This window comes from Mesorhizobium sp. M2E.F.Ca.ET.209.01.1.1 (assembly GCF_004010375.2).
Classification (GTDB): Bacteria; Pseudomonadota; Alphaproteobacteria; order Rhizobiales; family Rhizobiaceae; genus Mesorhizobium.
The window spans coordinates 1-12176 of the sequence record NZ_SADP02000040.1 but is presented as its reverse complement, the minus strand read 5'-3'; the positions used below and the strand labels follow the sequence as shown (position 1 = coordinate 12176).

15 protein-coding genes are annotated in these 12176 nt (G+C 65.0%); 8 read left to right on the top strand and 7 right to left on the bottom strand.

Annotated elements, in window-relative coordinates:
- Nucleotides 1-295: 295 nt before the first annotated feature.
- From EN852_RS34230 to rpsP, 4 genes are all read left to right on the top strand, one after another.
- Nucleotides 296-1246, top strand: a complete 951-nt coding sequence (locus EN852_RS34230) for a CPBP family intramembrane glutamic endopeptidase (RefSeq protein ID WP_127880132.1) — start codon at nucleotides 296-298, stop codon at nucleotides 1244-1246.
- A gap of 344 nt (nucleotides 1247-1590) precedes the next feature.
- Nucleotides 1591-3183: a signal recognition particle protein gene (gene ffh, locus EN852_RS34225; RefSeq protein WP_127880133.1), complete on the top strand. Its 1593-nt coding sequence runs from the start codon at nucleotides 1591-1593 to the stop codon at nucleotides 3181-3183.
- Between the two features lie 7 nt (nucleotides 3184-3190).
- On the top strand, nucleotides 3191-3517 hold the full coding sequence (locus EN852_RS34220) for a chorismate mutase (protein WP_127866064.1): 327 nt from the start codon (nucleotides 3191-3193) through the stop codon (nucleotides 3515-3517).
- 50 nt (nucleotides 3518-3567) lie between these two features.
- Nucleotides 3568-3963 carry a 30S ribosomal protein S16 gene (gene rpsP / locus EN852_RS34215; protein ID WP_127880134.1) on the top strand — a complete coding sequence of 132 codons (396 nt, stop codon included), beginning with the start codon at nucleotides 3568-3570 and terminating at the stop codon, nucleotides 3961-3963.
- 71 nt (nucleotides 3964-4034) lie between these two features.
- Here rpsP and EN852_RS34210 read toward each other — a convergent pair whose 3' ends face one another.
- The 4 genes from EN852_RS34210 to EN852_RS34195 all read right to left on the bottom strand — a co-directional run bounded on the left by EN852_RS34210 (nucleotide 4035) and on the right by EN852_RS34195 (nucleotide 6456).
- Entirely contained in the window at nucleotides 4035-4298 is a 264-nt protein-coding gene (locus EN852_RS34210; RefSeq protein ID WP_127880135.1) for a YMGG-like glycine zipper-containing protein, read from the bottom strand.
- Between the two features lie 174 nt (nucleotides 4299-4472).
- On the bottom strand, nucleotides 4473-5000 hold the full coding sequence (locus tag EN852_RS34205; RefSeq protein WP_127880136.1) for an SRPBCC family protein: 528 nt from the start codon (nucleotides 4998-5000) through the stop codon (nucleotides 4473-4475).
- A gap of 12 nt (nucleotides 5001-5012) precedes the next feature.
- Nucleotides 5013-5423, bottom strand: a complete 411-nt coding sequence (locus EN852_RS34200) for a DoxX family protein (protein ID WP_127880137.1) — start codon at nucleotides 5421-5423, stop codon at nucleotides 5013-5015.
- 127 nt (nucleotides 5424-5550) lie between these two features.
- Entirely contained in the window at nucleotides 5551-6456 is a 906-nt protein-coding gene (locus tag EN852_RS34195) for a bestrophin family ion channel (RefSeq protein WP_127880138.1), read from the bottom strand.
- Nucleotides 6457-6613: 157 nt separating this feature from the next.
- Between EN852_RS34195 and EN852_RS34190 the strand changes: the two genes are divergently transcribed.
- From EN852_RS34190 to EN852_RS34180, 3 genes are all read left to right on the top strand, one after another.
- Nucleotides 6614-7021 carry an ACT domain-containing protein gene (locus tag EN852_RS34190; RefSeq protein WP_127880139.1) on the top strand — a complete coding sequence of 136 codons (408 nt, stop codon included), beginning with the start codon at nucleotides 6614-6616 and terminating at the stop codon, nucleotides 7019-7021.
- Between the two features lie 198 nt (nucleotides 7022-7219).
- Complete coding sequence (locus tag EN852_RS34185; protein ID WP_112128743.1) at nucleotides 7220-7489, top strand: type II toxin-antitoxin system prevent-host-death family antitoxin; 270 nt, start codon at nucleotides 7220-7222, stop codon at nucleotides 7487-7489.
- Nucleotides 7486-7899 carry a hypothetical protein gene (locus EN852_RS34180; protein WP_127880140.1) on the top strand — a complete coding sequence of 138 codons (414 nt, stop codon included), beginning with the start codon at nucleotides 7486-7488 and terminating at the stop codon, nucleotides 7897-7899. Before EN852_RS34185 ends, EN852_RS34180 begins: the two co-directional genes overlap by 4 nt.
- A 237-nt stretch (nucleotides 7900-8136) precedes the next feature.
- Here the strand turns inward: EN852_RS34180 and EN852_RS34175 are convergent, their stop codons facing one another.
- Together EN852_RS34175 and EN852_RS34170 are read right to left on the bottom strand one after the other, a co-directional pair.
- The gene (locus tag EN852_RS34175; RefSeq protein WP_127880141.1) at nucleotides 8137-9171 is read right to left on the bottom strand and encodes an aspartate-semialdehyde dehydrogenase; all 1035 of its coding nucleotides are present in this window, start codon (nucleotides 9169-9171) and stop codon (nucleotides 8137-8139) included.
- Nucleotides 9172-9279: 108 nt separating this feature from the next.
- The gene (locus tag EN852_RS34170) at nucleotides 9280-9483 is read right to left on the bottom strand and encodes a hypothetical protein (protein WP_127880142.1); all 204 of its coding nucleotides are present in this window, start codon (nucleotides 9481-9483) and stop codon (nucleotides 9280-9282) included.
- A gap of 298 nt (nucleotides 9484-9781) precedes the next feature.
- Here EN852_RS34170 and EN852_RS34165 point away from each other — a divergent pair, with 298 nt between their 5' ends.
- Nucleotides 9782-11659 (top strand): DEAD/DEAH box helicase, encoded by a 1878-nt coding sequence (locus EN852_RS34165; protein ID WP_127880143.1) that lies wholly within the window; start codon nucleotides 9782-9784, stop codon nucleotides 11657-11659.
- 233 nt (nucleotides 11660-11892) lie between these two features.
- Here EN852_RS34165 and EN852_RS34160 read toward each other — a convergent pair.
- A partial coding sequence (locus EN852_RS34160; protein WP_135879555.1) for a transposase occupies nucleotides 11893-12176 on the bottom strand: 284 nt, incomplete at its 5' end.

Sequence of the window (12176 nt, the reverse complement as noted above, 5' to 3'; positions counted from 1 at the left end):
CACAGTTGCCATTCCGTGACCTTGGTCGAAGAATGCAGCGGAGCAGAATTCTGCACCGCGGCGACGCCTCAACTTCACGGAATGGATTCTAGGGTCTGCGCGCGTCGCTTCGCTCCTTGCTCCGCCCGTGGATGACGACGCGATGGAGGTTTCCGCTAGTCTCCAATCGTAGTGCCTGCGCCGTATTGCGCACTCGAAGCGGTCCAATTTTCAGCCGCGAACCTTGACCGAGTAATCGCGCGGTAACCGGCGATCTTCTAGATTGCATGCCCACAGCCTTCGGCAGGGGAGCCGCGTGACGATCGACAATGCCGCCTTCGAGGGCTATCGCCGCTCGCCGAACGCCAAGACCAATCTGCTTCGCCTGTTCGTCGGAACGATGATCGTCGTCGCCTTCTGGATGGCCGCGACGGCCCTAGTGCTGTTTGCCGGCACCTATGTCTACATCGTCTGGCGCCTGCCCGGCCCGTCGACCGGGCAGTACATGCAGGACTTCCTGGCCTCGCCCGTCGGAATCCTGAGCGCCCTGACCTCTTTTGCCGGCATCTGGATCGGCCTGTGGGTGGCGATGCGCTTCGTTCACGGCGAGCCGCTGTCGGCTCTCTTCGGCGCGAGCCGCCGCATCGCCCGCGGCGATTTCCTCAAGGGCCTGATCGCTGTCCTGATCACCTCGCTGTTTTCCGAGGTGCTGCTCTATTGGGTGCAGCCGGAAATCGCGCGCGGACCGATCGCCTTTTCGTCCTGGCTGCTCTTCCTCATCCCGATCGTGCTGCTGGCCTTCCTGCAGACCTCGTCGGAAGAAATGCTGTTCCGCGGCTACCTGCTGCGCGGGCTTGCTTATCGCTTCAGGAGCCCGTGGATATGGGCGCTGCTGCCTGGCCTGCTGTTCACCTCGCTGCACTGGAACACGGCCTCGACGCTTGCGATCAATGCCAGCGTCTTCGCCTCGATCGGCATCTTTGCCCTGCTGCTCACGCTGCTTGTCTATGTCACCGGCAATCTCGGCGCCGGTTTCGGCGCCCATCTCGGCAACAACCTGACCGGCTTCCTGCTGATCTCGCACCAGGAGGGCTACAATGGCTTTGCCTTGCTCAACGCCAAGCCGCTCGAAGGCCCCGGCTGGACGAACTGGGACGCCGTGCTGATCGCGGCGATCGGCATCGTCAGCACGCTTTTGACGATGCTGCTGCTTTTGCATCGGCGCTCGCCGCTGCGGGTCGGCACGAACGGGCAAAGCTCGCGTTAAGCGCCGCAAATCGCGGCATTTGGCCCGGATTTGAGCCGTTGTTTTTGATGCATGTCGTTGCCGCACAACCGCTGCGCACTTTTGCGCGACATGCATTTTAGCCTTGACTCCGCGGCCGATTTCCTGTCTAGAGCCGCTGAATTTCAGCGACGAGTATCCTTCGCGAAAGCCGACCAGGACGCCGAAGCCTCTTTGAGGCAAGAGCTGTAAAGAGATCCTGGAGGCCAACACCCGGCAGCGCGATGCGCCCCCGGGTGCTTTTTGGCTTTGCGCTTTTGCTTGGCGACCCGGCGCGAACGCACTACCTCTCGGGCACCCACAGGTGTCAGGGAAAAGGAAGCAGAATGTTTGAATCACTCCAGGAGCGCCTTGGCTCCATCCTGAACGGCCTGACCGGCCGCGGCGCGCTGTCCGAGGCGGATGTCTCGGCGGCCCTGCGCGAGGTGCGCCGCGCGCTGCTCGAAGCCGACGTGGCGCTGGAAGTGGTTCGCTCCTTCACCGACAAGGTGCGCGAGAAGGCGGTCGGCGCCGCGGTGCTGAAGTCGATCAAGCCCGGACAGATGGTCGTCAAGATCGTCCATGACGAGCTGGTCGAGATGCTCGGCGCCGAGGGCGTCGCCATCGACCTCAACGCGCCGGCGCCCGTCGTCGTCATGATGGTCGGCCTGCAGGGCTCCGGTAAGACGACGACCTCGGCCAAGATCGCCAAGCGCTTGACCGAGCGGCAGAACAAGAAAGTCCTGATGGCCTCGCTCGACACGCGGCGGCCCGCAGCACAAGAGCAGCTCCGCCAGCTCGGCGAGCAGACCAAGGTCGCGACGCTGCCGATCATCGCCGGCCAGAGCCCTGTCGACATCGCCAAGCGCGCCGTGCAGGCAGCGAAGCTCGGCGGCCATGACGTCGTCATCCTCGACACCGCCGGCCGCACCCATATTGACGAGCCGCTGATGGTCGAGATGGCCGACATCAAGAAGGTGTCGAGCCCGCACGAGATCCTGCTGGTCGCCGACTCGCTGACCGGCCAGGACGCCGTCAACCTGGCGAAAAGCTTCGACGAGCGCGTCGGCATCACCGGCCTGGTGCTGACCCGCATGGACGGCGACGGCCGTGGCGGCGCCGCGCTTTCGATGCGTGCCGTCACCGGCAAGCCGATCAAGCTCATCGGCACCGGCGAAAAGATGGACGGGCTGGAGGAATTCCATCCCAAGCGCATTGCCGACCGCATCCTCGGCATGGGCGACATCGTTTCGCTCGTCGAGAAGGCCGCCGAGACCATCGACGCCGAGCAGGCGGCGGCTATGGCCAAGAAGATGCAGTCGGGCAAGTTCGACCTGAACGACCTTGCCGCGCAGCTTCAGCAGATGTCGAAGATGGGCGGCATGGGCGGCATCATGGGCATGATGCCCGGCATGGGCAAGATGAAGGACCAGCTCGCCGCCGCCGGCTTCGACGACAAGATGTTCCGCCGCCAGCTCGCCATCATCTCCTCGATGACCAGGGCCGAGCGCGCCAACCCTGATATCCTCAAGCATTCACGCAAGAAGCGCATCGCCGCCGGCTCCGGCACCGACGCGGCCGAGATCAACAAGCTCTTGAAGATGCATCGCGGCATGGCCGACATGATGAAGGCCATGGGCGGCAAGGGCAAAGGCGGCGGCCTCATGCGCGGCATGATGGGCGGCCTTGCCTCGAAGATGGGCCTTGGCGGCATGATGCCGGGGGGCGGCATGCCCGATCTCTCCAAGATGGACCCGAAGCAGTTGGAGGCCTTGCAGAAGCAGGCGCAGGCCGCCGGCCTCGGCAAAGGCCTGCCGGGCGGCTTGCCCGGTGGACTTCCCGGCGGCGGAGGACTGGCGGGGCTTCCCGGCGGCATGACGCTTCCGGGTCTCCCCGGCCTGGGCGGCGGCGGCCTGCCTGGCTTGGGCAAGAAGAAGTGAGGGGGCGATGAACGAGGAGAAAGACATGGCCGACGCACGCGTCATCCTGGCCGGCTACCGCGCCTCGATCGACAACATCGACGCCGCCCTTATCCATATGCTGGCCGAGCGCTTCCGCTGCACCAAGGCGGTCGGCGTGCTGAAGGCCGAGCATGGCCTGCCGCCCGCCGATCCGGCGCGCGAGCAGCAGCAGATCGCCCGCCTTCGCCAGCTGGCGAAGGATGCGAATCTCGATCCCGATTTCGCGGAGAAGTTTTTGAACTTCGTCGTCCGTGAAGTCATCCGCCACCACGAACAGATCGCCGCGAACAACGGCGCTGCCAAAGCCGGCTGAGAATTCAGCCGCAACCACATCAACGAAATCAGAGCTTTTAGGAGAAAAGAATGGCACTGAAGATCAGACTGGCCCGTGCGGGTTCGAAGAAGCGTCCTTACTACCACGTCGTCGTTGCCGACGCCCGTTCGCCGCGCGACGGCCGTTTCATCGAGTCGCTGGGCTCGTGGAACCCGCTGCTGCCGAAGGACGGCGAGCGCGTCAAGGTGGACGCCGAGCGCGTCAAGCATTGGCTGTCGCACGGCGCCCAGCCGACCGACCGCGTGCTGCGTTTCCTCGACGAGGCCGGCCTTGCCAAGCGCGAAGCCCGCTCGAACCCGAACAAGGCCCTGCCCGGCAAGAAGGCGCAGGAACGCGCCGCGCTGCTGAAGAAGGCGCAGGAGGATGCGGCCGCTGCTGCCGCCGCGGCGACCGCCACGCCGGCCGAGGCCGCCACCGCCGAGTAATCACGGTCGCTTTTCGCATATGAGAACGGCGGGCACGCGCCCGCCGTTTTTGTTTGGCCGGTCCGATACCCTCAGTAGCCGGACGGGCAGCGCGCCACATAGACGCGACCGTAACGGTCTCGATAACGGCACTGGCCGGCCTCGCTGGCATGGCCGATCAGCGCGCCTGCAACCGCGCCAACCGCGCCGCCGACCACCGCGCCTTGCACTGGATCGTTGGCAACGGCCGCGCCGACCGCCGCGCCGCCCAGGCCGCCGATCGCAGCGCCCTTTTCCGTCTGCGAGCAGGCGCCCAAGGCCATCGTCAGCACCAGAATGGTAATTGCTTTCTTCATTGCTGTTCCTCTCTCAAGCGCCGTCATTGCTGTTCCTCTCTCAAGCGCCGTCCTCGCCGCCATGGCCTAAACTCACAAACGGCTAATTTGATCCCTGGAACAACGAAGGATTGGCCTGCTCGGCACCGGCCAAAGCCTGATAGATGTTGTCAGATAATTGAAATTACTCGATTTTCAGCGCTCAACGGCACGTTTCAGCTTGTCGAGCCCGGCCTCGAAATCCTTGCCGATCAGGTTGTCGAAATTCATGAACAGGCCCATCAGCTTGGCGATAAAGGGCCTCGCGCCGCGCATGGCCCAAGTGACCGTCGTGCCATCGCCGAACGGCGAGAGCGAGAAGTCGACAATGTTGTTGGCCCGGAATGGCTTTTCGAAGTCCAGCTTGAGCGACACCTGCGAGGACGGTACCGAAGCGGTGATCTCCATGCGGCCCTTTCCGGCCTTGGAGTTGCCTTCCCAGGCATAGGCCGCGCCCTTGCCGCTGTCGGCGCCGGACAGCGTGCGCCGCATCTGAGGGTCGAGCTTTTCAAAGGGCGACCACTCGGGCCAGCGCCGGAAATCGTTGATCAGCGGAAAGATCGCCTCGGCCGGCGCCTTGATGCTGGCCGCGCGGCTGACGACGAAATCGTTCGGTCGTGTCGCGGCATAGATCAGCACGGCGGCGATGATGATAACGAGGATGATGAGAATGGTGGTGAGCACTATCGTCTCCTCCTATCGGCTGAACGGGATCAGCGCGCGCACCCTCGGGTCGCGCAGATAAAGCCCGCCCCACAGGATGACGCCGAGATAGACGCCGAACAGCGTATGCGAGAACAGAGGGTTGCCGATCCGCACATGCGTCGAAATCGCGCCGCCCATATAGGCGGTGAGCAGGATGGCGCCGAGCACGGAGGTGCGCGGTAGCGCATAGAGCGCGGTCGAGATCAGCCCGACGACCCCGATCAGGCGCGCGACATTGGCGTCCGCCGGCCAGCCGAGCTCGGTCATCGTCTGGGTGACGATTTCGAGCGGCGGCAGCTTGATGACGCCGTCGAAGATCATGAACAGGACCACGGCGGCGCTGAGCGCGCGCCCGGCCCACAAAGCGCCTTTTGAAGCAGGCGCGGCTTCGGAAATGCTCATGGATGTTCCCTCCAAGGTTACGAACGCCGGCCATTTTGCCGGTTCGATCCAAGGACGAAGGAGCGGACCGCGATCCTACACGGCCGGCGCTTTTTGCCCTGAACCTCGGCGTGGTGACGCAGCCACCTCACGAAAAATAGAACTTGTCGGCCGCGATCATCTTCGGCGGCGTCTCGTCCAGCGCCTCGAACACGGAGATCTCGCAGACGCGGCAGAGCCCGTCGAGCGCGAGGTCGTTGGCCTCGACGCCGAACGGATCCTCGAGCTCTTCCGACAGCGCGTCGAGGCCGAAGAAGGTGTAGGCGATCAGCGCCGTGAACAGCGGCGTCGCCCAGCCCGTGATCGAGATCAGGCCGATCGGCAGGAGCAGGCAGACGACATAGGCCGTGCGGTGCAGCAGAAGCGTATAGGCGAAGGGCAGGGGCGTGCCGGCAATGCGCTCGCAACCGGCCTGGATGGCGGCGATCGCGGCCAGCCTTTCATCGAGGATGCGGAAGCCGATCGGGTCGAGCGCGCCGGCCTCGCGCCGCGCATTGGCGCGCCGGCCCATGCGGCGGACCATGTCTTCGGCAGGGTTGGCGCGGGCGGCGCCCTTGTCGACCTCGTCGCCGATGAAGGCGCGCGCGTCCTTTATGCTGTCGATCCGCCGCAATTGTCCGCGCAGCAGGTGGCAGAAGGCCAGCGCCTCCATCAGAAGCGCGCGCTGCTCGGCGCGGTCGCCGATCAGGCTGGTGGTGGCGCGCGCCAGGTTGCGGATCTCGAAGACCAGCGCGCCCCAGAGCTTGCGCGCCTCCCACCAGCGGTCATAGGCGGCGTTGTTGCGGAACGACAGATAGATCGACAGCGTCACGCCGACGAGGCCGAACGGCGCGATGCTGAAGGCGCTGAGATCGAGCTGGAAGTGCCGCGCCACGAGCTGGATAACCGCCGCATAGAGGGCGAAACCGAAAATCTGCGGCAGGATGCGCGGCACCACCGAGCCGCGCATGATGAAGAAGAGCTGCAGGAATGTCGGGCGCGGACGGACGATCATTGGATGAACCCTTTGCGAGCCGTTATGTCTCTACGGCGATAACGAGGCCGCGGCTCGGCCGCCAGCGACATCGCCATGTCGTCCATGCGCCGGACCGTTGACGTTTCGAGCGGAACTATCGAGAACGTCGCAGGGCGCCAGACAAAAGGAAGGAAACATGAGCGGCGAGACGGACCTGCAAAAGCTGCTGGCATCGATAACGCCGCAGTTGCTCGCCGGAACCTATGTCTTCGCGACGCTGAAGCCGGGCGCCCCGGTCCCTGACGGGCTCGAAACCGTGCTGCAATTTCGCGAGCGCGAGGGCGTGACGCTGATCGTGGCGGAAGACGAGGCGAAAGCCGCCGGCCTTGCTGGCATGTTCCGCTGCCGCATGATCACGCTCGACATCCACTCCTCGCTGGAGGCCGTCGGCTTCCTCGCCGCCATCACGACACGGCTGGCAGCGGCCGGCATGGGCGTCAATCCTGTGTCGGCCTTCTATCACGACCATCTGTTCGTGCCGGCAGAGCGAGCGGAGGAAGCGCTGGTGATATTGCGGGCGCTGGCGGCGGAGAGCGGTGCCTGACCACGAGAAGATCGAAGAGCCGGCGCTACCCAGCCACCCTGCTACCTCCCCACTGCGGAAAGGTCTCATGCCCGGCGACTAGCTTGATCTATCCTGGACGGCGATCCTGAAACCCAGCCCGTGGGCGCATTTCATCGCTTTTGCGCAAATGCTGCCAATGCTGTATATTGCAGCAATCAGCAGGAATTGGAGGTCGCTATGCCCCGCTCAGGTGGTTCCTATTCGACGAGCGAGCTTTCCCGGAAGTCCGGCGACATTATCGCCGAGGCCCTGCGCCGTCCGGTGACGATTACCCAGCGCAACAAGCCGCGTCTCGTGCTTCTCAACATCGAGGACTACGCGCGGCTGGTGCGCCAGTCGGATAGCCGCTCTGCCGGTACAATCGAGACCATGTCTGACAGCCTCTTCGCCGATTTCGAGAGCGCCGTTGAAGCCTATGCGCAGGAGGATGAAACGGGGCGGACATGAGCTACGACGACATCCGCACGGCAACGGTCATCCGTTACCCTTACCTCTGGGCACGCCAAGCCCGCGCCGGCGAGACGGAGGGCCGCAAGGAACGGCCCGTCGCCGTCGGCGTGCGGGTTGTGCGAGCGGATGGCGATCTTGTCCTGTTCTTCCCGATCACCACCAAGGAGCCGGAGAAAGCTCGGTTCGCGGTGGAGATCCCCGCCATCGAGAGGCGCCGCGCGGGACTCGACGCCGACCGGCGGTTGTGGATCATCCTCGACGAGTTCAACTCCGATCTCGTCGGCAAGTCCTTCTATCTCGAACCCGAGCCGCCGATCGGACGCTTCAGCAAGGCCTTCTTCCTGCCGCTGCTGCGGGAGTTCATCGTCAGACGCAAGGCCTTCATCGAAGTCATCCGCTTCCGCTAACTTGGCACAGCCGCGTTCCTCCATGAGCGATAACAAACGGCCGAAGGCCGAGCCCGCGACTGCGGGCCGCCGATCATTCGGCACCCCCGCGGAGGGCCCGCCGCGGCAGCGGCGGAACAGCCCGTGAGCTAAAACAACGGCCGAAGGCCGAGCCCGCGACCGCGGGCCGCCCGGCGCCCCCGCGGAGGGCCAGCCGCGATAGCGGCGATACGGCCCGTGAGCGGGAACTAAACTCCGTCAGGCCGCCTTCTTCTTCGGCTGGATCAGGCCGCGCTCGACCAGCAGTTCGGCGATCTGTACGGCGTTCAGCGCCGCGCCCTTGCGCAGATTGTCGGAGACAACCCACATCGACAGGCCGTTGTCGACCGTCGAATCCTCGCGGATGCGCGAGATGAAGGTGGCGTCCTCGCCGGCCGATTCCAGCGGCGTGATGTAGCCGCCGTTCTCGCGCTTATCGAGCACCTGGCATCCGGGCGCCTCGCGCAGGATCTCGCGCGCCTGGTCCGCCGTGATCGGCCTCTCGAACTCGATGTTGACCGCTTCCGAATGGCCGATGAACACCGGCACGCGCACGCAGGTCGCCGTCAGCTTGATCTTGGGGTCGAGCATCTTCTTGGTCTCGGCCACCATCTTCCACTCTTCCTTGGTTGAGCCGTCGTCGAGGAAGACGTCGATATGCGGAATGACGTTGAAGGCGATGCGCTTGGTGAACTTCTTGACGTCGACCTGGTCGGCGACGAAGACGGCGCGGGTCTGCGTGAACAGCTCGTCCATGCCTTCCTTGCCGGCGCCGGAGACCGACTGGTAGGTGGCGACGACGACGCGCTTGATGGTGGCGACGTCGTGCAGCGGCTTCAGCGCGACGACCAGCTGCGCCGTCGAGCAGTTCGGATTGGCGATGATGTTCTTGCGCGAGAACAGCGAGACCGCGTCCGGGTTCACCTCCGGCACGATCAGCGGCACGTCCGGGTCGTAGCGGAAGGCCGACGAATTATCGATGACGACGCAGCCCTGCTTGCCGATCTTGGGCGACCATTCCTTGGAGACGTTGCCGCCGGCCGACATGACGCAGAGGTCGGTGTCGGAAAAATCATAGGTGTCGAGCGCCTTGACCTTCAGCGTGCGGTCGCCGAAGGACACTTCGGTGCCCTGGCTACGCCGCGACGCCAGCGCCACCACTTCGCTCACCGGGAAGCCGCGCTCGTCCAGAATGTTGAGCATTTCGCGGCCCACATTGCCCGTGGCGCCGACTACCGCAACCTTGAAACTCATCTGATATCTCCTGTCCCTCTCCGCTTGGTTGTTGGAGAAAACCCGCCGGCCTCATGCGGGTTTCATCCCCCGGGCCGGACCCGGGAGAGGGTGGTTAGGCCAAGGGAATCACACCGTTTTGGTGGTGGTTTTGGCCGTAGTTTTGCTGGAACCCAGAATCTTGCTGGAACGGACGGACGCGCCGAAGCGCCCGGCCCAATGGTTCGCATTGAGGCTGGGGGCATCGAATGCAAGAAGAGCCATCAAAAGGCCGCGCATCGAATAACGATCCCGTTCGACGCGGGCTTTTACGCGGTTTGGCAAAAGAGTCAATTGGCGGTGGGGCTCCCCCTTCCCCCCTTGTGGGGGAAGGTGGCCGAGCGAAGCTCGGTCGGATGAGGGGTGCTCCAGGGAATTCCGACGTCTCACTCCGCTGGAACACCCCTCATCCGTCTCGGCGCTGACGCGCCGATCCACCTTCTCCCACAAGGGGAGAAGGAGAGGCGGTGCCGCTTGCCCTGTACAATGGCGGTCGCAGGAAGTAGGAACGCCGCAAATATCCTTTGGCTGGCGCAGTGCCGGCCCTGTGCTCCGCGACGAGCACCTAAACTCCGAATTCCGAAAGAAGAAAATGTCCAGTTTCGAGATGATCGTTCCTGCGCTGGCAGAGGCGCTGGAAAAGCGCGGTTATTCGGCGCTGACGCCGGTGCAGAAGGCCGTGCTGGGGCCGGAGCTCGGCGAGGCCGACGCGCTGGTCTCGGCGCAGACCGGCTCGGGCAAGACAGTCGCCTTCGGCCTTGCCGTGGCGCCAACCCTGCTTGGCGGCGCCGAGCGTTTCGCCGATGCCAGCGCGCCGCTGGGTCTGGTCGTGGCGCCGACCCGCGAGCTGGCGCTGCAGGTGCGACGCGAGCTCGAATGGCTTTACGAGCTGACCGGCGCGCAGATCGCCTCCTGCGTCGGCGGCATGGACATGCGCACCGAGCGGCGCGCGCTGGAGCGGGGCGCCCATATCGTCGTCGGCACGCCGGGCCGGCTGCGCGACCACATCACTCGCGGCGTGCTCGACATGTCGGCGCTGAAGGCCGTTGTGCTGGACGAAGCCGACGAGATGCTCGATCTCGGCTTTCGCGAGGACCTCGAATTCATCCTCGACGCCGCGCCCGCCGGACGCCGCACGCTGATGTTTTCCGCCACCGTGCCGCGCTCCATTGCCACGCTGGCAAAAAGCTACCAGCGCGATGCGGTGCGCATCTCGGCCGGCGGCGAGGAAAAGCAGCATCTCGACATCGAATACCGCGCGCTTTCCGTCGCGCCCGCCGATCGTGAGAACGCCATCATCAACGTGCTTCGCTATTATGAGGCCACCAACGCAATGGTGTTCTGCAACACCCGCGCGGCGGTGAACCACCTTACCGCGCGGTTCAACAACCGCAATTTCTCGGTCGTGGCGTTGTCCGGCGAGCTCAGCCAGAACGAGCGCAGCCACGCCCTGCAGGCGATGCGGGACGGCCGCGCGAAGGTCTGCATTGCCACGGATGTCGCGGCGCGCGGCATCGATCTGCCGAACCTCGAGCTGGTCATCCACGCCGACCTGCCGAGCAATCCGGAGACGCTGCTGCATCGCAGCGGCCGCACCGGACGCGCCGGCCGCAAGGGGGTGAGCGCGCTGATCGTGCCGGGCAATGCCCGCCGGCGCACCGAGCGGCTGCTTGCCAATGCCGGCCTGACCGCGACCTGGGCGAACCCACCCTCGGCCGACGAGGTGCTGCGGCGCGACGACGAGCGCATCCTGGCCGACCCATCGTTTAGTGAGCCGGTGAAGGACGAGGAGCGCGACTTCGCCGCCGCGCTTCTGGAGCGGCACGGCGCCGAGGTGGTGGCCGCCGCCTTCGTGCGGCTTTGCCGCGGCAGCCGCTCGGCGCCCGAGGACCTGATCGACGTCGCGCCCTTCGCGCCATCGAAAGAGAAGTTTACGCGCCAGGAGGAAACACAAGCTCGCCGCGACGATTTCGGCGACAGCGCCTGGTTCTCGCTGTCGGTCGGACGCCGGCAGAATGCCGAGCCGCGCTGGCTGATACCGATGCTGTGCCGCACCGCCGGCATGTCCAAGCGCGAGATTGGCGCCATCAAGATGCAGCCGGAAGAAACCTTCGTCCAGATCGCCGCCGACTGGGCCGACCGGTTCGTCGCCGCGATCGGCCCCGACCGCAAGCTGCAGGGCAGCATCGCGGTGAGGCGCATCGACGGCACGCCGGACCTGTCGCGCGCCGGCTACCAGCCGCCGAAGCCGGACAAGAAGCCGCACCGCGGCAAGCGGCCCTTCGACCAGGGCGCGGCCGGATTCGAAAAGCAGGCGCCGGGCGAGCGGCCCGGTGGCGACGCGAAACCCTGGGCGAAGAAGCCCGGCAAGGCGAAGTTCGACAAGCCAAAATTCGATGGGCCAAAGTTCGACGGGCCGAAATCCGACCAGCCGGCAAAGCGCAAGAAGCAGAAGAAGCGGCCAGCCTAGGATCGCGACGGCAGTTGGAAGCCGGCCCGTGGCGAGCGCCGACGTTCTCCCTCGGTGGCAATCGCAACCTTCGAGATTAGCCGAAGCGCCCGAACTTCGTCATCCACGGGCGGAGCGGGAGCGAAGCGGACGCGTAGACCCGAGGATCCATTCCGTGACCTTCGCCGAAGGGTGCGACGGAGCAGAATTCTGCACCGTGGCGGCGCTTCCAAGTCACGGAATGGCAACTGTGTTCACGCGAATGCGGTTTTGTCGCGAATGATGGCGTTGAGGACGACCAGAAGCTTCCTTGCGACGGCGATGATGGCCAGTTTCTTGGACCCCGAGCGGGCAGCAAGCGCTGTGTAGAAGGTCTTGAAGCGCTCACAGGTTCTGATGAGGGCTGCCATATAGAGGGCGCGGCGCACGCGTGATCGCCCGCCCTGGATCTGGCTCCTGCGGTTGAGCTTGCCGCTCTTGTTGTCGAACGGGGCAAGGCCGACGAGCGCGGCGATCGCCTTGGGTGAGCGCTGGCCGA

Coding starts and splice junctions, on each gene's coding strand:
- ffh (WP_127880133.1), top strand. CDS start 1,591: ATGTTTGAATCACTCCAGGAGCGCCTTGGCTCCATCCTGAACGGCCTG.
- EN852_RS34165 (WP_127880143.1), top strand. CDS start 9,782: ATGTCCAGTTTCGAGATGATCGTTCCTGCGCTGGCAGAGGCGCTGGAA.
- EN852_RS34185 (WP_112128743.1), top strand. CDS start 7,220: ATGCCCCGCTCAGGTGGTTCCTATTCGACGAGCGAGCTTTCCCGGAAG.
- rpsP (WP_127880134.1), top strand. CDS start 3,568: ATGGCACTGAAGATCAGACTGGCCCGTGCGGGTTCGAAGAAGCGTCCT.
- EN852_RS34190 (WP_127880139.1), top strand. CDS start 6,614: ATGAGCGGCGAGACGGACCTGCAAAAGCTGCTGGCATCGATAACGCCG.
- EN852_RS34220 (WP_127866064.1), top strand. CDS start 3,191: ATGAACGAGGAGAAAGACATGGCCGACGCACGCGTCATCCTGGCCGGC.
- EN852_RS34200 (WP_127880137.1), bottom strand. CDS start 5,423: ATGAGCATTTCCGAAGCCGCGCCTGCTTCAAAAGGCGCTTTGTGGGCC.
- EN852_RS34180 (WP_127880140.1), top strand. CDS start 7,486: ATGAGCTACGACGACATCCGCACGGCAACGGTCATCCGTTACCCTTAC.
- EN852_RS34175 (WP_127880141.1), bottom strand. CDS start 9,171: ATGAGTTTCAAGGTTGCGGTAGTCGGCGCCACGGGCAATGTGGGCCGC.
- EN852_RS34195 (WP_127880138.1), bottom strand. CDS start 6,456: ATGATCGTCCGTCCGCGCCCGACATTCCTGCAGCTCTTCTTCATCATG.
- EN852_RS34210 (WP_127880135.1), bottom strand. CDS start 4,298: ATGAAGAAAGCAATTACCATTCTGGTGCTGACGATGGCCTTGGGCGCC.